Raw genomic sequence first — 18176 nt, forward strand, 5'->3', positions numbered from 1 at the left:
TGAACTCCGTGGATGCAGGGCGAGTTGCCGGACCACCCCCGTACCGGAAGGCACCCCACATGCGCACCGGATCCACCGGGCGAGGCCTCGCGCTCGCCGCCGCTCTGGCCTCGCTGATCACCGTGCTCTTCATGGCCCCGGCATCGGCGGACAGGGCCGCCCCCGCCCCGGACTCCTCGGCGATGAAGCCCGCCGCGGCCGCCGCCCCCGCCGCCTTCACCCACCCCGGCGTCCTCGTCAGCCGTCCCCAACTCGACTTCGTACGAGGGAGGGTGCAGGCCGGCGCCCAGCCCTGGAAGAGCGCGTACGACCAGATGCTGGCCAGCAAGTACGCCTCGCTCACCCGCACCGCCAAGCCGCGCGCCGTCGTGGAATGCGGTTCGTACTCCAACCCCAACTACGGCTGCACCGACGAGCGCGAGGACGCGATAGCCGCCTACACCCTCGCGCTGGCCTGGTACATCACTCAGGACAGCCGCTACGCCCAGAAGGCCGTCGAGATCATGGACGCCTGGTCGGCCGTGATCCAGGACCACACCAACAGCAACGCACCCCTCCAGACCGGCTGGGCCGGCTCCTCCTGGCCGCGCGCCGCCGAGATCATCAAGTACACCTACAGCAGCTGGCCGAACTCCGGCCGCTTCGCGACCATGCTGCGCAACGTCTACCTCCCGAAGGTCATCAACGGCTCCAACAGCAACGGGAACTGGGAGCTGAGCATGACCGAGGCCGCGATCGGCATCGCGGTCTTCCTGGAGGACCGCACCTCCTACGACAAGGCGGTCGCCAAGTTCCGCGGCCGCGTCCCCGCGTACATCTATCTGACCTCCGACGGCGCCCTGCCGAAGACCGCACCGGGCAGTGGCCTGGACACCCGTGACGAGATCATCAACTACTGGCAGGGCCAGACGACCTTCATGGACGGACTCTCCCAGGAGACCTGCCGCGACCTCACCCACACCGGTTACGGAATCTCCGCCATCTCGCACATCGCCGAGACCGGCCGGATCCAGGGCCAGGACCTCTACCCCGAGATAGCCGACCGGCTGCGTCACGCCCTGGGTCTGCACTCCAAGTACCAGCTGGGCACGGCGGTTCCGTCGTCGCTGTGCGGCGGCACGCTCAAGGACAATCTGGGCCCGGTCACCGAGGTCGGCTTCAATGCCCTGCACAACCGGATGGGCATCGCCATGACCAACACCCAGACCCTCACCGAGCAGCAGCGGCCCGCCGGGTCCAACAACCTGTTCGTCGCCTGGGAGACCCTGACCCACGCGAACAACCCCAACTGACCGCCGTCCGCCCGCCGGACACAGGAAACCGCCCGGGAGGAGCGTGCGCTCCTCCCGGGCGGCTGTGCCGGACCGGGTCCGGCCCCGGGGATCAGAAGGTCAGCTTGAAGCTGTTGATCGTGCCGGTGTCACCCGAGTAGACGTCCTGGACCTTGAGCTTCCAGGAGCCGTTGGCCACCTCGGAGGAGGCGTTGACCGTGTAGGTCGTCTGGACGTTGTCCGCCGAGTCGGAGGACGAGGAGTTCTTCAGCCGGTAGGCCGTGCCGTCCGGGGCGACGAGGTCGATGACCAGGTCACCGCGCCAGGTGTGGGTGATGTCCACGCCGACCTTGAGGTCGCTGGGCGCGTTGCCGCTGACGCCGGTGACGTTGACCGTGCTGGTGACGGCCGCGCCGCGGTCCGGAATGGCGACCGGGGTGGTGCTCTCGAAGACCGTGCCGTCACCGGGGTCGCCGGGGTCGCCGGGGCGCGTACCGACGTTGATGCCGGCCCAGGCGTCCGCGACGGACTTGTACTCGGCGCTGGTCGTGCCGTACAGCTCACCGGCCACGGCGAGGGTGCCGGTGCGGGCCGCCGCGTAGTTCGTCGTCGAGGTGAACTTGGTGGTGAGCGCCTTGTACCAGATCAGGGCGGCCTTGTCGCGGCCGATGCCGGTCACCGGCAGACCGTCGGAGGTCGGCGAGTCGTACGAGACCCCGTCGATGACCTTGGCGCCGCTGCCCTCGGAGAGCAGGTAGAAGAAGTGGTTCGCCGGGCCCGAGGAGTAGTGGACGTCGATGTTGCCGATGCCCGAGTACCACGCGTCCTTGGACGCGCCGTCCTTGCTCGGCTTGTCCTGGTAGCGCAGCGGGGTGCCGTCGCCGTTGATGTCGATCTTCTCACCGATGAGGTAGTCGCCCTTGTCGGTGGCGTTGTTCGCGTAGAACTCGACGGCGGTGGCGAAGATGTCGCTGGTCGCCTCGTTGAGGCCACCGGACTCGCCGCTGTAGTTCAGGTCGGCGGTGGCGGCGGTGACGCCGTGCGTCATCTCGTGCGCCGCCACGTCGAGGGAGGTCAGCGGCGCCGCGTTGCCGCTGCCGTCGCCGTAGGTCATGCAGAAGCAGCTGTCGTCCCAGAAGGCGTTCACGTAGTTGTTGCCGTAGTGGACGCGGGAGTACGCGCCGACGCCGTCGCCGCGGATGCCGCTGCGGCCGTAGACGTTCTTGTAGTAGTCCCACGTCTCGGCCGCGCCGTAGTGCGCGTCCGCGGCGGCGGTCTCGACGTTGGACGCGGAGCCGTTGCCCCAGACGTCGTCGGCGCCGGAGAAGAGCGTTCCGGTGCCGGACGTACCGTGGTTCAGGTTGTACGTCTTGTGGCCGCCGCGGGCGGCGTCGGTCAGGGTGTACGGACCCGTACCCGAGGTGCCGAGGGTGACCTGGCCGCTGAACTGGGTGTTGCCGGTGCCGTTCTCGATGGCCTGCCACTCGTACAGCTTCGCGCCGGTGGTGGCATCGGTGATGACGTGCAGCTGGTTCGGGGTCCCGTCCTCCTGGAGGCCGCCGACGACGGTCTCGTAGGCGAGCTGCGGCTTGCCGTTCGCCACCCAGACCACCTTGCGGGGTGCCCGGTCGGCCTCGGTCTTCTTGGAGCCGTCGGCCTTGGCGAGGCCCAGTGCCTGCTTCTCGGCCGCGGCGGGCGCGAGTTCGGCCGTCGTGTCCACGGCCTTCAGCTGGCCGCTGGTCACCTTGGACGCCTTGGTGACGTCCTCGGTCGCGCCGGCCTTGGACTCCTGGACGACCAGGTCGCCGCCGAGCACCGGGAGTCCGGCGAAGGTGCGCTCGTAACGCGTGTGCGTGGTGCCGTCGTTGTCCTGGATGACGTCCTTGACGACGAGCTTCTCCTGCGAGCCGAGGCCGAGCTCCTTGGCCGTGGCCGCCTTGGTCGCGTCGGCCCGGCGGATCAGCTCGGCGCGCTGGGACGGGGTCAGCTGCTTGGTCAGGGCGCCGTGGTCGGCGCCGGCTGCCGCCGGTACCGCCGCGGTGGCGCTGCCGACCGTGGCCGTGGCCGTACCGGTCTGGACTCCGACGGCGAGGAGGGCTGCTGCGGCTATCAGAGCGCCGGTCGCGGTGGCACGACGGCTGGGCGTGGATCTCACGCGGACTCCTTCTGCGAGGGGGGTGCCGGCGGGAGGGTGAACCGCCGGGGCGAACGAGAAGTGCGCAGAACGGGGTGAAGAGTGGCAGCCGGAGGAGGTTCCTGTCAGGGCCCCGTCAAGAACTTGGCCGGAACTCGTTCGTTGCCTGGAAGGTCATGTTCGTTAAGCGGACGTTTCGCCGAGCGTTACCGCGATGCCGTCCAGCATCCGCCGCAGCCCGAATTCGAAGAGCGAGTCCAGGTCGAGCTCGAACTCATCGTGTTCGAACAGAGAGTTGAGCAGGGGGTAGTCGCCGCTGGCCGAGATCGCGTCGAACTGTGGCTCATTTTTTTCCATCCACTCCGCGTCGGACAGTCCGGTGTCCTGCTGCGCCTGCGCCTCCATGTCGGCGGCCAGGGCCAGCCCCTGGACATGGGCGAACAGCGTGAGGTGGATGTGCAGCTTGGCGTCCAGCGGGAGCCCGGTGCCCGCCAGGGCGTACAGCACCCACTCCGTGTACCGCATCGCGCGCGGGGACGCCGTCGGCCGGGTGAAGGAGGCCATGGCGTGCGCCATCCACCGTGTACGGCCGGGACATGGGCAAGGCCGCGCCCGCCGCGTCCGACGCCGCGCGGGAGACCCTGGGAGGGGCGGTCGCGGTGGCCCGCCGGCTCCCGCACGAGCTGCGGGACACGGTGCTCTCCACCGCTTTCCGGGCCTTCACCCACAGCATGAACATGGCCGCGGCCGGTGCCGCCGCCGCGATGGCGGGTGCGGCCCTCCTCTCCGTCGTCCTGCTCAGGAGCGGCTCCCCGAGCCGCCCCGGTCAGACCGCCCCTGTCACTCCGGTCCCTTCCGTCATGCCGGACTCCCCCGTCACGCCAGGCTCTCCCGCCATGCCCGGTGGAGACCGGCGAAGCGGCCCGGGCCGCCGATGAGTTCGGACGGGGCACCGTCCTCCACGATGCGCCCGTGCTCCATCACCAGGACCCGGTCCGCGATCTCCACCGTCGACAGGCGGTGGGCGATCACGACCGCGGTCCTGCCGTGCAGCACCGTGTCCATGGCCCGCTGCACCGCCCGCTCGCCGGGGATGTCCAGGGAGCTCGTCGCCTCGTCGAGGATCAGCACCGCCGGGTTCGCCAGCAGGGCCCGGGCGAACGCGACCAACTGGCGCTGACCGGCCGAGATCCGGCCGCCCCTCTTGCGTACGTCGGTGTCGTACCCCTCGGGCAGTCCGGCGATGAAATCGTGCGCGCCGATCGCCTTGGCGGCCTGCTCGATCTCCTCACGGCTCGCGTCGGGGCTGCCGATCGCGATGTTCTCGGCGACCGTGCCGGAGAACAGGAACGCCTCCTGGGTCACCATCACCACACCCCGGCGCAGCTCCGGCACGGCCAGCTCCCGCAGATCGGTCCCGTCCAGCAGCACCCGCCCGTCGGTCGGGTCGTAGAAGCGGGCCAGCAGCTTGGCGAGCGTCGACTTGCCCGCGCCCGTAGCACCGACCACGGCCACCGTCTGGCCCGCCGGGACCGTCAGATCGAAGCGGGGCAGCACCTCGCCGCCCGTCCGGTAGGCGAAGCTCACCGAGTCGAAGACGACCTCGCGGCCCGGGTGCTCACCCGTGAGAGCTGGCAGCTCGCGCGGCTGCGAGGCCTCGGGGACGGAGGGGGTCTGGGCCAGCAGACCCGCGATCTTCTCCAGCGAAGCCGCGGCCGACTCATAGGAGTTGAGGAACATGCCGAGCCGGTCGATCGGGTCGTACAGCCGGCGCAGATACAGCACGGCCGCGGCCAGCACACCGAGCGCCAGGGTGCCCGACGCCACGCGGTACGCGCCCCAGAGCACGATCCCGGCGACCGCCGTGTTGGCGACCAGCCGGGAGCCGACGACATAGCGCGCCATCTCCAGCATCGCGCCGCCGTTCTTCCACCGGTGCGTGTCGTTGAGCCCCTCGAAGTGCGTGTCGTTGATGCGCTCGCGGCGGAAGGCCTGGACGGGACGGATGCCGTTCATCGTCTCCGCGAACTTCACGATGACCGCGGCGATCGCCGTCGACCGCGCCGCGAACAGCAGTCCGGCCCGCCGCCGGTAGAGCCGTACCAGCAGATACAGGGGTACGAACGACAGCACCGCGAGCGCGCCGAGGCCGAAGTCCAGCCAGAGCAGCACCAACGAGATGGAGACGAAGGACAGGACGATGCCGATCAGCTCCTGCAGTCCCTCGCTGAGCAGTTCCCGCAGCGATTCCACATCCGTGGTGGAACGGGAGATCAGCCGGCCCGAGGTGTAACGCTCATGGAAGTCCACGCTCAGCGCCTGCGCGTGCCGGAAGATCCGCCCGCGCAGATCGAGCAGCACGTCCTGGTTGATCCGGGCGGAGGCGCGGATGAACGCGTACTGCATCGCTCCCGCGGCCACCGAGCACAGCGCGTACCCCACGGCCACCGCGATCAGCGGCCCGTAGTCCTTGTCCCGGAAGGCGGGCACCCCGCTGTCGATGGCGTACGCGACGAGCAGCGGGCCCGCCTGCACCGCCGCCTGCTGGATCAGCAGCAACAGCGCGGACACGATCACCCTGCTCCGGTGCGGCCGGAGCAGGGACATCAGCAGGACACGGGTCGCACCACGGGGCGTGGGCAGTTCGTCCCGGTCGAACCGGTCCCCGGCGCCGTCGGAGGGCGCCGGGCCCCCGGACTTCTTGCGCGCATCGCGTCGCCGGTCGGTGGGCCCGGCCGTCGTACTGGTCATCGGGTGAGGCCCTTCTCGGCTGGGGCATCCGGCACGAGGCGGCCCTCGCCGGACGAGGCAGGTGCGGCAGAGGGATCGGACGGAGCGGACAGGTCGGACAGGCCGGACGCGTCAGGGAAGGCGTCCTGTGCCGGAGCGCCCTCCTGCGCGCTTCCCGCGCCCGACATCAGCCAGGCGTACTCCGCGCTGCTGCTCAGCAGCTCCTGATGCGTGCCGACCGCGGTGATCCGGCCCTCCGACAGCAGCGCCACCCGGTCCGCCAGCATCACGGTGGACGGCCGGTGCGCGACCACGATCGCCGTCGTCTCGTCCAGCACCTGCCGCAGCGCGGCCTCCACCAGCGTCTCCGTGTGCACATCCAGGGCGGAGAGCGGATCGTCGAGCACCAGGAAGCGCGGCCGGCCGACCACGGCACGGGCCAGCGCGAGCCGTTGCCGCTGTCCGCCGGAGAGGCTCAGCCCCTGCTCGCCGACCTGGGTGCCGATGCCCTCGGGCAGGTCGTACACGAAGTCGGCCTGCGCGACCGCGAGCGCCCGCCGCAGCTCGTCCTCCCCGGCGCCCTCGGCGCCCATCAGCACGTTCTCCCCGACGCTCGCCGAGAAGAGCGTCGGCTCCTCGAACGCCACGGACACCAGCTCGCGCAGCCGCCCCCGGGGCATGGCCGTGATGTCCCTGCCGTCCAGCGTGATCCGCCCCGCGGTGGCCTCGTGCAGCCGCGGCACGAGCGCGGTCAGCGTCGTCTTCCCGGAGCCCGTGGCCCCGACCAGGGCCATCGTCTCGCCGGGACGGACGCGCAGATCGATCCGGGACAGTACGGGTACGGAACCGGCCTCCGCGTCGGGATAGCGGAACTCCACACCCTCGAAGACCATTTCGCCGTGACCGGACGTGCCCTTCGGCGCGTGGTCGTCCGCGTCGTCCGCGTCGTCCGCGTCGTCCGCGTCGTCCGTGGCGTCCTCCTCCGGCGCATCCATCACCTCGAAGAACCGCTCGGTCGCCGTCGCCGACTCCTGGCTCATCGCCAGCAGGAAGCCGATCGACTCGATCGGCCACCGCAGCGCGAGCGCCGTGGAGAGGAAGGCGACCAGCGTGCCCGCGGAGAGCCCGCCGTCCGCGACCTGGACCGCGCCGAGGACCAGCGCCGCCCCGATGGCCAGCTCGGGGATCGCGGTGATGGCGGCCCAGATGCCCGCGAGGAGGCGGGCCTTGCCCAGCTCCGTGGTGCGCAGCCGTTGCGAGAGGGCACGGAACGCGAGGGCCTGACTGCGGTGCCGGCCGAAGCCCTTGATGATGCGGATGCCGAGCACGCTCTCCTCGACGACCGTCGTCAGATCACCGACCTGGTCCTGCGCCGTGCGTGCCACGGCCGAGTACTTCGACTCGAAGGCCGAGCAGAGAATCACCAGCGGCACCACAGGGGCGAGCAGCACCAGTCCCAGCGTCCACTGCTGCATCAGCAGAATGACGAAACCGATGAGGATCGTCACGCCGTTGACCAGCAGGAAGGTCAGCGGGAAGGCCAGGAACATGCGCACCAGCATCAGGTCCGTGGTCCCGCGCGACAGCAGCTGCCCCGAGGGCCAGCGGTCGTGGAACGCCACCGGCAGCCGCTGCAGATGCCGGTACAGATCGGCCCGCATCGCCGCCTCGACGCCCGCCAGCGGCCGCGCCACCATCCACCGCCGCACCCCGAAGAGCACGGCCTCGCCGATGCCCAGCAACAGCAGATACAGCGCGCCGAGCCAGACACCGCCCGGGTCGCGGTCCGCCACCGGGCCGTCGACGATCCACTTCAGTACGAGAGGGATCACCAGGCCGATGCTGGAGGCGACTGTCGCGACCACAGCGGCGCCGGACAGGCGCTTTTGTACCGGCTTCACATAGGGCCACAACCGCAGCAGGGAGCGCACGGTGGACCGGTTCTTGGGCTCTACATGTTCTTCGGGCATCACAGGCGAGCCTACGGTTCACCACTGACATCGCTCATGTGGTTTTCCGGCCGCTCCCGCCCCTTACTCCCGCACCCGCAGCAGCAGCACCGACCTGGCCGGCACGGTCAGCGTTCCGCCGCCCCGGTGGACCGTGCCGGGAGCCGTGGTCTGGTCCTCCCGCGAGGTGTCCAGGACCAGTTCGTAACTCTGGGCCCACGGCGGTCCAGGGAGCCGGAAGCCGCTCGGCCGGTGGTCCGCGTGCAGGATCGCCAGAAAGCTGTCGTCCGTGACGGGTTCGCCGCGCGCGTCCCGGCCGGGGATGTCGCGTCCGGAGAGATACAGCCCGACCGTCGCCGCCGGCGCGTACCAGTCCTCCTCCGTCATCTCCGCACCCTCCCGGGTGAACCACGCCAGATCCCGCAGCCCGTCCGCCGCCTGCGCCCGCCCGGAGAAGAAGGCGCGGCGGCGCAGCACCGGGTGGGTGTGGCGCAGGGCGAGGAGCCGGGACGTCAGCTCGGTCAGCGCCCGCCACTCGGGCCGGTCGAGCAGCGACCAGTCCAGCCAGCTGACCTCGTTGTCCTGGCAGTAGGCGTTGTTGTTGCCGCCCTGCGTACGACCCATCTCGTCGCCCGCGACCAGCATCGGCACCCCTGTCGACAGCAGCAGGGTGGTGAGCAGGTTGCGCAGCTGGCGGCGGCGCAGCGCGTTGATGCCGGGGTCGTCGCTCTCGCCCTCGGCGCCGCAGTTCCAGGCCCGGTTGTCCGAGGTGCCGTCCTGGTTGCCCTCGCCGTTGGCCTCGTTGTGCTTCTGCTCGTAGCTGACCAGATCGCGCAGGGTGAAGCCGTCGTGCGCGGTGACGAAGTTGACCGAGGCGTACGGACGCCTGCCGCCCCATGCGTACAGATCGCTGGAGCCGGTCAGCCGGTAGCCGAGATCCCGTACGTCGGGCAGGGCGCCACGCCAGAAGTCCCGTACGGCGTCCCGGTAGCGGTCGTTCCACTCGGTCCACAGCGGGGGGAAGGCGCCCACCTGGTAGCCGCCGTTGCCGACGTCCCACGGCTCGGCGATCAGCTTCACCCGGCGCAGCACCGGGTCCTGGGCGATCACCGCGAGGAACGGCGAGAGCATGTCGACGTCGTGCATCGAGCGGGCCAGCGCGGCCGCCAGATCGAAACGGAAGCCGTCGACGCCCATCTCCGTGACCCAGTAGCGCAGCGAGTCCGTGATCAGCCGCAGGACGTGCGGCTGGACGACGTGCAGTGTGTTGCCGCAGCCGGTGTAGTCCGCGTATCTGCGGGCGTCGGACTGGAGGCGGTAGTAGCCGCGGTTGTCGATGCCGCGCAGCGACAGCATCGGACCCAGCTCGCTCGCCTCCGCCGTGTGGTTGTAGACCACGTCGAGGATCACCTCGATCCCGGCGTCGTGCAGGGCCCGCACCATCCGCTTGAACTCGCCGACCTGCTGGCCCGTGGTGCCGCTCGCCGAGTAGTCGGCGTGCGGGGCGAAGTAGCCGATGGAGTTGTAGCCCCAGTAGTTGTGCAGTCCGCGCCGCAGCAGATGGTCCTCGTGGGCGAACTGATGCACCGGCAGCAGCTCCACCGCGGTGACCCCGAGCCGCTGGAGATGCCCGATGGCCGCCGGGTGGGCGAGACCGGCGTACGTGCCCCGCAGCTCCTCGGGGATGCCGGGGTGCAGCTTGGTGAAGCCGCGTACGTGCAGCTCGTAGATGACTGAGTCCGCCCACGGGGTCTTGGGCCGGCGGTCCTCCGCCCAGTCGTCGTCATCGTGGACCACGACCCCTTTGGGGACGTACGGGGCGGAGTCCCGTTCGTCGCGCACGGTGTCGGCGACCTGCTGGTGCGGCCAGTCCCTCACATGGCCGTACACCTCGGCCGGGAGGGTGAACGAGCCGTCCACGGCCCGTGCGTACGGGTCCAGGAGCAGCTTCGCCGCGTTCCAGCGGGCGCCGGTCCATGGGTCCCAGCGGCCGTGCACCCGGTAGCCGTAGCGCCGGCCGGGCCGTACGCCCGGCACGAAGCCGTGCCAGATCTCATGGGTCAGCTCGGTCAGCGCGAGGCGCGTCTCGCTCCCGTCCTCGTCGAAGAGGCAGAGGTCGACGGCCTCCGCGCCGCCCGCCCAGAGCGCGAAGTTGGTGCCCGCCACCCCGTCGGGACCCACCCGGAAGCGGGCCCCGAGCGGCATCGGCGCCCCGGGCCACACGGCGGGCGGCCGCCCGGGCACGGCTTCCCGCGCGCTCTGCGACCCGGCCTCCCGCACGCTCCGGGGCACGGCCTCCCGCGTACTTCGCAGCCCGGCCGCCGTGGCCGTGGCCGTCTCGGTTTCCGTCTCCTGCACTGCCTCCTGCTCGGCTGCGCTCGACACCTGCTCGCCTCCCGCGGCTCGTGGGGACCTGGCACCGAAAGGGAGCGCGCGGCGTCCCGGCCGCGGCTCCCCGAGTGTGGTCCTCCCCTCTCTTCTGCCCACGCGGGGGCCCGCACTCACGTTTCCCCCGTCCGGCCCTGTCCTGAGCTGGGGTCACGTTTGGGACGGAACGGTGACATGCCGAGGGGTCATATCCCCATGGCTGGTGTGATTATCTTTCGCTGAGCGCGCATGTGCCGCGCGCGGGGGCGGGGACCTGCGGGTTCCCAGGGTCTTGGCGGGGCCAGGCCGTGTGAGGGGAGACGAGCACATTGAACGGGCAGCCGATATCGGGGACATCGGTCGGGGCGGACAGCGGACGGCGAGGGCGTGGGGCCACCGGACTGCTGGCTCTGGTACTGGGTGCGCTGCTGTTGCTGGTGACGGCGTGCGGCGGGGGCGACGACGCCGGCAGTGCGGACAAGAACCGCAAGGGCGGGGCGAAGGTAGAGGACACCGCCGCCTCGCAGGCCGTGGTGACCATCGCGCCGAAGGACGGGGCGGATTCCGTCGCCACCAGCGGCGCGCTGAAGATCTCCGCCGCGCAGGGGAAGCTGACCACGGTCCGGGTTTCCGACCCCAAGGGCACCGAGATCGAGGGCGAGATCGCGGCGGACGGCACGAGCTGGACACCGCAGATGCATCTGGCCGCGGCGACCAAGTACAAGGTCCACGCGGTCGCCAAGGACGCGAAGGGCCGTGAGTCGGCGAAGGACACCACCTTCACGACGCTGGTCCCGCAGAACACCTTCATCGGGCAGTACACCCCCGAGGACGGTTCCACGGTCGGTGTCGGCATGCCCGTCTCGATCCACTTCACGCGTGGCATCACCGACCCGGCCGCGGTGGAGAACGCCATCAAGGTGACGGCCGAGCCGTCCGTGCCGATCGAGGGCCACTGGTTCGGCAACGACCGCCTCGACTTCCGCCCCGAGGACTACTGGGCCGCGGGAACCAAGGTGACCGTGAAGCTCAACCTCGACGGCGTCGAGGGGCGTCCGGGCGTCTACGGCAAGCAGGCCAAGACGATCTCGTTCACCATCGGCCGCAGGCAGGTCAGCACCGTCGACGCGAGCACGCACCGGATGAGGGTCGTCCGTGACGGCGAGCAGATCAGGAACATCCCGATCTCGGCGGGGGCCCCGGCGACCACCACGTACAACGGCCAGATGGTCATCAGCGAGAAGCTCAAGGTGACCCGGATGAACGGCGACACCGTCGGCTTCGGCGGCGAGTACGACATCAAGGACGTGCCGCACGCGATGCGCCTGTCCACCTCGGGCACCTTCATCCACGGCAACTACTGGGGCGGATCCGGCGTCTTCGGCACGACCAACACCAGCCACGGCTGTGTCGGTCTGCAGGACGTGCGCGGCGCCTGGAGCAAGAAGACCCCGGCCGCCTGGTTCTTCGACAACTCGCTCATCGGTGACGTCGTGGTCGTGAAGAACTCCAGGGACAAGACGATCCAGCCGGACAACGGCCTCAACGGCTGGAACATGTCCTGGTCGGAGTGGACCAAGTAGCTCCCTTCGTACGGAGAACGAGCGGACCCGGCGCTGTGACCAACAGCACCGGGTCCGTCCGCGTTAGCGACGGTTAACCTGCCTCCCATGACCGTAACCCTCGAAGTGACCGACGGCGTCGGCACGATCCTGCTGGACCGGCCGCCCATGAACGCCCTGGATGTCGCCACCCAGGACCGGCTGCGTGAACTCGCCGAGGAGGCCACCCGGCGCGACGACGTGCGCGCCGTGGTCCTCTACGGCGGCGAGAAGGTGTTCGCGGCGGGCGCGGACATCAAGGAGATGCAGGCGATGGACCACACGGCGATGGTCGTGCGGTCCAAGGCGTTGCAGGACTCCTTCACCGCGGTGGCCCGCATCCCCAAGCCCGTCGTCGCCGCAGTCACCGGCTACGCGCTGGGCGGCGGCTGCGAGCTGGCGCTCTGTGCCGACTTCCGGATCGCCGCCGACAACGCCAGGCTGGGCCAGCCCGAGATCCTGCTCGGACTGATCCCCGGCGCGGGCGGCACTCAGCGCCTCGCCCGGCTGATCGGCCCGTCCCGCGCCAAGGACCTGATCTTCACCGGCCGCCATGTGAAGGCCGAGGAGGCCCTGACGATCGGTCTGGTGGACCGTGTGGTGCCCGCCGCCGAGGTGTACGAGCAGGCGCACGCCTGGGCCGCCGGGCTGGCGAAGGGGCCCGCTCTCGCACTGCGCGCCGCCAAGGAATCCGTCGACGCCGGACTGGAGACGGACATCGACACCGGGCTCACGATCGAGCGGAACTGGTTCGCCGGTCTGTTTGCCACCGAGGACCGGGAGCGCGGAATGCGCAGCTTTGTGGAAGAGGGTCCGGGCAAGGCCAAGTTCCTCTGACCGAACGCCAGTTGGGCACAGACTGACGCGCGTTCATCCGTGCGGGCGGATTAGCTGGGCCTTAAGAGAACCTTAAGGCCCAGTCGGCCGAAGGCGGTGGCAAACTCGCTCGGGCGCCATATCGGTGCAGGTCAGGGGTGGTGTGACGGGCCTCGTCCTGCCGGTGGCATATGCCTATCCACCTCTGTGGAATGAGGCATTCCGGTGTGTGGATTCCGTGGGAACGGCCCCGGAGCGCCCACCTTGCGGCCATGATGGTGTGCATGGCGGGCCTGGAGGGTGTGGATCAGCCGCGACCGCACAGCGGTGCGACAGCGGCACGCTGGACGTCGGCCGTCGAGGACGAACAGGCGTTCAAAGCACTGGAGTTGTTCGGAAATCCGACGGAGGGCGAAGTCCGGCTGCCGTCCCGCCCGGAGTCCGCTGCCACCGCCCGGCGGCTCACCTCGTGCGTGGTGCTGCGCCAGTGGGCACTCTCCCCGCAGACCGCGGAGTTCGCCGTGCTGCTGGTCTCGGAGCTCGTCGGCAACGCGGTACGGCACACCGGTGCCAGGGTCTTCGGGTTACGGATGCTGCGCCGGCGCGGCTGGATCAGGATCGAGGTGCGCGACCCCTCGCGCGGACTGCCGTGTCTGATGCCCGTCCAGGAGATGGACGTCAGCGGACGGGGACTCTTCCTCGTCGACAAGCTCTCCGACCGGTGGGGCGTGGATCTGCTGCCGCGCGGCAAGACCACCTGGTTCGAGATGCGGATCTCCGACCGCTGACCCCGGCGGGCCCACGCCCGGATGCACAGAAGCCCCCGGTCTGCCGTGGTACGGCGCTTCGGGGGCTTCTGTGTGAGGGCCGTGAGATGGGGGGTGTGTTCACGGCCGCTTGTGACGACCTGGCTCGGGTCAATGCGGTCGTGTCACCGACTATGGCAGACGGACGACCCCGCCGCCAAAGCCTCAAAAGATGTATTTAATGATCATAACGGGACATTCTCTCGCTGAATCGCAGGTGTGATGGGTCACTTGCCTGGAAAACCATGAATATTTATGGGATTCGTTGAGTGATTCATTCGCGTTCCCCGTATGTTCACGTTGGTACCCCGCGTGCGTTTCGCCCCTACTGTGTCTGTACATGAACACCCACAAGTGCGCCGACCAGGTCGAGGTCGCCTTCCCCGGCGGCGTCGACCGGAAGTTCATCGTCGGGGCGTGCCCGATCAACCAGGCGGCCAAGACCGAGAACATGGACAAGGGCGTCGACAACCCCCACTACAGGCCGTGGCGCCACTGATCCGCTGAACACTCACCCCGCGACCCACAGGGCCTCGGAGCCCACCGGCCGGTAGCCCGCCGCCTGGAACGTCCGCACACTGCGGGCGTTCCCGGGCGACTGCTGCGCCCACACCACCGAGTCCGGCACCAGATGCCGGGCCGCCCGCGCCAGCCGCTCGCCCAGCCGCCGGCCGCGCGCCTCCTGCGCCACCTCGATCGCGGTCTCCCAGCGCCCCGCGACCCCCCGGCCGAGGATCACCACACCGCCGTCGGTGGACCAGACCCGCACCTCGTCGCGGTACGTCATCGCCCGCGCCACCCTGGGATGCTCCGGGTCCTCGATCTCCCGCAGCGCGATCCCCGGCTCGCCCGGCAGCGCGCTCGCGACCGTCAGCAGATCGATGGTGTTCATGTGCCGGCCGGTGCGGGCCAGCAGCGCGTTCAGGAAGTACGGATTCATCGTCGCGGCCAGCGCGTCACCGGGGGTGGCGGCCAGCACGGCCCGCACCCACCGCGGATCCTCGTCGGTGAACACCACCGAGTGCGCGGTGAACGCCAGCACTCCCGCATCCCGCGCGTTCGGCTGCCCGATCACCGTCGTCGCCCCGTCCGGCGGAGGAAACCGGCCGTGTGCGGCAGCCGCCAGGACCTCTGCCAGTGTGCCGTCCATCGGCGTTCCGCTCCCCGGTCCGCACCGCGGTCCGCCGGGCGACGGACACCCCACCCATGATCGACCACCGGCCGCCGCGACCGCCATCGGTCGCGCCCGTTAATCTGACCACCGTCAACCGGACACCGGTCAGGCATTGGTCAGGCAATGGTCAGGCATTACGAAGGGGCGGAACTGTGGCGGACATCGAGTCGGCGCGCAAGGCATTCGAACGGTTCGATCTGAACGGCGACGGGCTGATATCGGCCGCCGAGTACAAGAGCGCCATGGCGCAGCTCGGCGACCCCTACGTCACCGAGCCGGTGGCCCAGGCCGTCATCAACTCGCACGACGCCAACGGCGACGGGCTGCTCACGTTCGACGAGTTCTGGGCGGCGCAGAACAAGGGCTGACGGGCCGGGGTGCGGCCCGAGGGGCGCCGGTGGCGAAACCGGCGCCCACGGGCGGATACGCGGCCGTTCAGGCGGTCGTTCAGGCAGCGAAGAACCGTGACAGCGACTCCCGTTCGTCGATCTCCACCAGATCTGGACGGGTGTAGCGCTCCGCACGGGCGTGGTAGTCGAAATCGCCCCGGACCAGCCCGCGGTAGTCCTGCACGCAGCGCTCCAGCGCGGCCCGGGTGCGGCCGTGGATCCCGGCCGCCTCTATTTCGTCGATCAGTTCCTTCTCGGCGCGCTGTACCCGTTCCGCTATCTCGGCGAGCTGTCTCCCGGCCTCGTCGACGGCCTGCTGGAGGGTGAATCCGAGATCGCGCTGAATGAGCCGTACCGCATTGTGCTCATAACCGAGCAGCGCCTCCTTCTCGAAGGAGCAGATGTCGTTGCAGAGCCCCGAGTGATCGGTCACCGCGTTGCGCAGGGCGATATACGCGGGAAGGCTGCGGGCCGATTCCGGGAGGTCGATTCCGGCGGTGATCTCGTGCAGATCCAGGAAGGGCTGCATGGCCACCGAATCCCGGCGGTGCTTCACGAATTCGTTCCTGGTCGGCACCTGCCCGGCGGCCCGCTCCACCGCCTCGGCGTAGTAGGTCCACAGCCAGGCGACCGTGTCCCGCCGGAACTGCCGGATCCAGCGCGGCGAGCGGTCGTGGTACGTCCGGTCCCGCAGGCCCACGAGCGCGTACTCCATGGCACCGCCCGGCTGTTCGCCGTCGAGCACGGCCACCAGCCGGTCGATCGCGGCCTCGCACATGCGGGGGTCGCGTCCCGCGGGGCCGTCGTCGAACTCGTCGTCGACGAGGAAGGCCCAGAAGAGCCACTGGCAGAAGAGATCGAGGTGCTGCTGTGAAGCAGTGGGGAATATGAGGGATATCCAGAGTTCGGGCCTGGTCCGGATCATCTTCTTCCGGGCCATCGGGGAGAGTGCCAGACCGTTGGATCCAGCCCATTCCCAGGCGGCCTTCCTGGTCTCCTCGATGCCGGGATTGCATCCCGTGCTCTGGAACGGCATATGAAACTCTGGCAGCGCAATCTGGCTCATTGGTGCCCCTCGTCGAGACGATGCGGATGAACGATACGAACAGAGTTCTGATCGAATTCACGCGTCGGCGCCAGTACACATCGGGGGACGGGCGGCCCGCTCCCACCCGCCCTTGGCCAGAGGGTCACCGTGCGGAATAAGCCGGTCATCCCTGCTCACTCTCCTCTGCCGGGGGTCGGGGCGTCGGGGCCGGGCTCGCGGGTCCGCGGTGGCAATCGCCCTTGGCTCAGGACGGCGGCATCACCATGTGTGACCCATAGTCAACCCCGTGTGGGCGAGCGAGGGAAGTCGTTTGTGACCGAAACTGCGTGATCGTCAGGGACGAGTGAGCACCTCTGAGCGGTTGGTGACCTCTTGGGACGATCGCGGTGCCGGGCGCGCGGCCGTCTGCACGGCTCGTCGATTTCTGGCCGATCCTGTTCCGTGCCTTGCTCAGGCGCCCTTCAGATGCCGCATCAGCCGCTCGAAGTCCTGCCAGCCCGACAGATCCGAAGGGTCGCCCGGCAGCGGGTAGTACAGCGCCGGACGGGACCGCGGGCCGAGCTGGACCGGCGGCTCGGACAGCGGGGTGCGCCGGGCGCGGTCGCCGGGCATCTCGCGGACCTCCTGCGCGCCGAGCACGAAGGCCAGCGGGACGCCGGGCCCCTCGAAGCGCGGTGGAACCGCCAAGTCGCGCCGGGCCTTGCGGAGTTGGACGAGCATCGACTGCAGATGATGACGGGTGGCGAGCACCTCCGCCGCCCGGGGCAGGGCGTCCAGCGGAAGCTCCTCGTCGGGGCCGTAGCCGAACGCCAGCGTGACGTCCTCCTCCACGCCCGCCTTCGTACGGCTGATGCGGACCGTCGCCAGACCGGGCCGGTCCGGGCCGCCGACCACCACGAGCCAGGTCGGCGCGGGCGCCCGCTCGTGGGCGACATCGGTCAGCCGCCGCAGCGACCAGGGCAGGTTGGCGGGCTCCGCGGTGCCCCAGCCGGCCGGAGCCTCACCGGTCAGCTCGCGCCACACCGACTCCAGGGCCCCGCCGAGCACAAGACGGTCGTCCGCGGGGTGGACCGTGCGGAACGAGACGGCCAGCTGGCGTTCGCCGGTCTCCGAGACCTGCTGGAAGGCGGCGGCCACCGGTGTGCGCGGATCCCCGGGGACCGGGTTCGCCGCCTCGACCGGCGCGAACAGCCCGTTCTGCCACCGCAGTACGGCACCGGACAGACCGTCGTAGTAGCCGTCCTGCTCGTCCTGCACCACCCAGCGCGAGGGCCAGCCGCTCAGGCTGTTGCGTACGGCGGGGGAGAGCGTGACCCCCGGCGAGGTGACGATCTGGAGCCCCAGCTCGGCGTTGGCCGCGGCCCGGAACGCGTCCGAGAGCCAGGCCGTCATGGCGATCACCGGGCGGTCCTGGATGACGACGGCGACCTTGTCGGTGAGGGCGTCCACGGCGGGCTGCGCGGCCGCGGGCGTCGGCGCGACACTCACGCCCTCGGTCTTCACCACGGCCAGGGAACGCGCGGCCTCCGGCGGCCAGGCCGAGCCCCCGGCCAGCGTGGCGAGCCGGGCCGCGAAGGTGCCCGCGAGCAGCTCCGCCTCCTCGACGCCCGTGGTCGCGCGGGCCTCCGTCCACCAGAACGGGACCGGGGGAGCGGTGGCCCCGAGCAGCCGCTCGGCCTCGCCCGCGACCTGGACCAGCAGCGGCGCCTCCACGGAGACGAGCGGCCTGCCCTGCTCGTCGCAGAGCTGTACGACGGCATCCTCGCCCGTCGTCCCCACCAGCTTGTCGGGACCGCCCGCGAGCAGACCCGCGAGCACGGTCAACGGGTCGGGCATGCGCGTCGTGAGGGCGATGACGTCCTTGGTCATGTGGTCGGCCGTTCCTTCTTCG

General features: G+C 70.1%; 14 protein-coding genes and 1 pseudogene. 7 read left to right on the top strand and 8 right to left on the bottom strand.

Features of this window, described 5'->3' with window-relative positions; translation table 11 throughout:
* Positions 1–59 precede the first annotated feature (59 nt).
* Positions 60–1292 (top strand): alginate lyase family protein, encoded by a 1233-nt coding sequence (locus OG507_RS28100; protein WP_327369939.1) that lies wholly within the window; start codon positions 60–62, stop codon positions 1290–1292.
* A 91-nt stretch (positions 1293–1383) separates the two neighbouring features.
* On the opposite strand, the gene OG507_RS28105 is transcribed toward OG507_RS28100, so the two are convergent.
* Both OG507_RS28105 and OG507_RS28110 read right to left on the bottom strand, forming a co-directional pair.
* Complete coding sequence (locus OG507_RS28105) at positions 1384–3426, bottom strand: M4 family metallopeptidase (protein ID WP_327369940.1); 2043 nt, start codon at positions 3424–3426, stop codon at positions 1384–1386.
* Positions 3427–3588: 162 nt separating this feature from the next.
* Entirely contained in the window at positions 3589–3981 is a 393-nt protein-coding gene (locus OG507_RS28110; RefSeq protein WP_327369941.1) for a TetR/AcrR family transcriptional regulator C-terminal domain-containing protein, read from the bottom strand.
* Positions 3982–4001: 20 nt separating this feature from the next.
* Between OG507_RS28110 and OG507_RS28115 the strand changes: the two genes are divergently transcribed.
* Positions 4002–4343, top strand: a complete 342-nt coding sequence (locus tag OG507_RS28115; RefSeq protein WP_327369942.1) for a hypothetical protein — start codon at positions 4002–4004, stop codon at positions 4341–4343.
* Here the strand turns inward: OG507_RS28115 and OG507_RS28120 are convergent.
* The 3 genes from OG507_RS28120 to glgX all read right to left on the bottom strand — a co-directional run bounded on the left by OG507_RS28120 (position 4282) and on the right by glgX (position 10469).
* Complete coding sequence (locus OG507_RS28120; RefSeq protein WP_327369943.1) at positions 4282–6156, bottom strand: ABC transporter ATP-binding protein; 1875 nt, start codon at positions 6154–6156, stop codon at positions 4282–4284. The genes OG507_RS28115 and OG507_RS28120 overlap by 62 nt on opposite strands.
* On the bottom strand, positions 6153–8105 hold the full coding sequence (locus OG507_RS28125; protein ID WP_327369944.1) for an ABC transporter ATP-binding protein: 1953 nt from the start codon (positions 8103–8105) through the stop codon (positions 6153–6155). Before OG507_RS28125 ends, OG507_RS28120 begins: the two co-directional genes overlap by 4 nt.
* A 63-nt stretch (positions 8106–8168) precedes the next feature.
* Entirely contained in the window at positions 8169–10469 is a 2301-nt protein-coding gene (glgX, locus tag OG507_RS28130; protein WP_327369945.1) for a glycogen debranching protein GlgX, read from the bottom strand.
* Positions 10470–10780: 311 nt separating this feature from the next.
* On the opposite strand from glgX, the gene OG507_RS28135 reads away from it, so the two are divergent.
* The 4 genes and pseudogenes from OG507_RS28135 to OG507_RS28150 all read left to right on the top strand — a co-directional run.
* Positions 10781–12034 carry a L,D-transpeptidase gene (locus OG507_RS28135; protein WP_327369946.1) on the top strand — a complete coding sequence of 418 codons (1254 nt, stop codon included), beginning with the start codon at positions 10781–10783 and terminating at the stop codon, positions 12032–12034.
* 87 nt (positions 12035–12121) lie between these two features.
* Positions 12122–12889 carry an enoyl-CoA hydratase/isomerase family protein gene (locus OG507_RS28140; RefSeq protein WP_327369947.1) on the top strand — a complete coding sequence of 256 codons (768 nt, stop codon included), beginning with the start codon at positions 12122–12124 and terminating at the stop codon, positions 12887–12889.
* A gap of 251 nt (positions 12890–13140) precedes the next feature.
* Positions 13141–13656 carry an ATP-binding protein gene (locus OG507_RS28145; RefSeq protein ID WP_327369948.1) on the top strand — a complete coding sequence of 172 codons (516 nt, stop codon included), beginning with the start codon at positions 13141–13143 and terminating at the stop codon, positions 13654–13656.
* 361 nt (positions 13657–14017) lie between these two features.
* Positions 14018–14173, top strand: a pseudogene (locus OG507_RS28150) (scabin-related ADP-ribosyltransferase); the annotation flags it as partial.
* A 12-nt stretch (positions 14174–14185) separates the two neighbouring features.
* Here OG507_RS28150 and OG507_RS28155 read toward each other — a convergent pair.
* Positions 14186–14824 (bottom strand): GNAT family N-acetyltransferase, encoded by a 639-nt coding sequence (locus OG507_RS28155; protein WP_327369951.1) that lies wholly within the window; start codon positions 14822–14824, stop codon positions 14186–14188.
* A 176-nt stretch (positions 14825–15000) separates the two neighbouring features.
* On the opposite strand from OG507_RS28155, the gene OG507_RS28160 reads away from it, so the two are divergent.
* Complete coding sequence (locus tag OG507_RS28160; RefSeq protein WP_327369952.1) at positions 15001–15216, top strand: EF-hand domain-containing protein; 216 nt, start codon at positions 15001–15003, stop codon at positions 15214–15216.
* 79 nt (positions 15217–15295) lie between these two features.
* On the opposite strand, the gene OG507_RS28165 is transcribed toward OG507_RS28160, so the two are convergent.
* Both OG507_RS28165 and OG507_RS28170 read right to left on the bottom strand, forming a co-directional pair.
* Complete coding sequence (locus tag OG507_RS28165; RefSeq protein ID WP_442811032.1) at positions 15296–16303, bottom strand: terpene synthase family protein; 1008 nt, start codon at positions 16301–16303, stop codon at positions 15296–15298.
* A gap of 432 nt (positions 16304–16735) precedes the next feature.
* Positions 16736–18154 carry a DUF6177 family protein gene (locus tag OG507_RS28170; RefSeq protein ID WP_327369953.1) on the bottom strand — a complete coding sequence of 473 codons (1419 nt, stop codon included), beginning with the start codon at positions 18152–18154 and terminating at the stop codon, positions 16736–16738.
* Between the last annotated feature and the right edge of the window lie 22 nt (positions 18155–18176).

The sequence above is a fragment of the Streptomyces sp. NBC_01217 genome (assembly GCF_035994185.1).
In the GTDB taxonomy this organism is placed as follows: Bacteria; Actinomycetota; Actinomycetes; order Streptomycetales; family Streptomycetaceae; genus Streptomyces.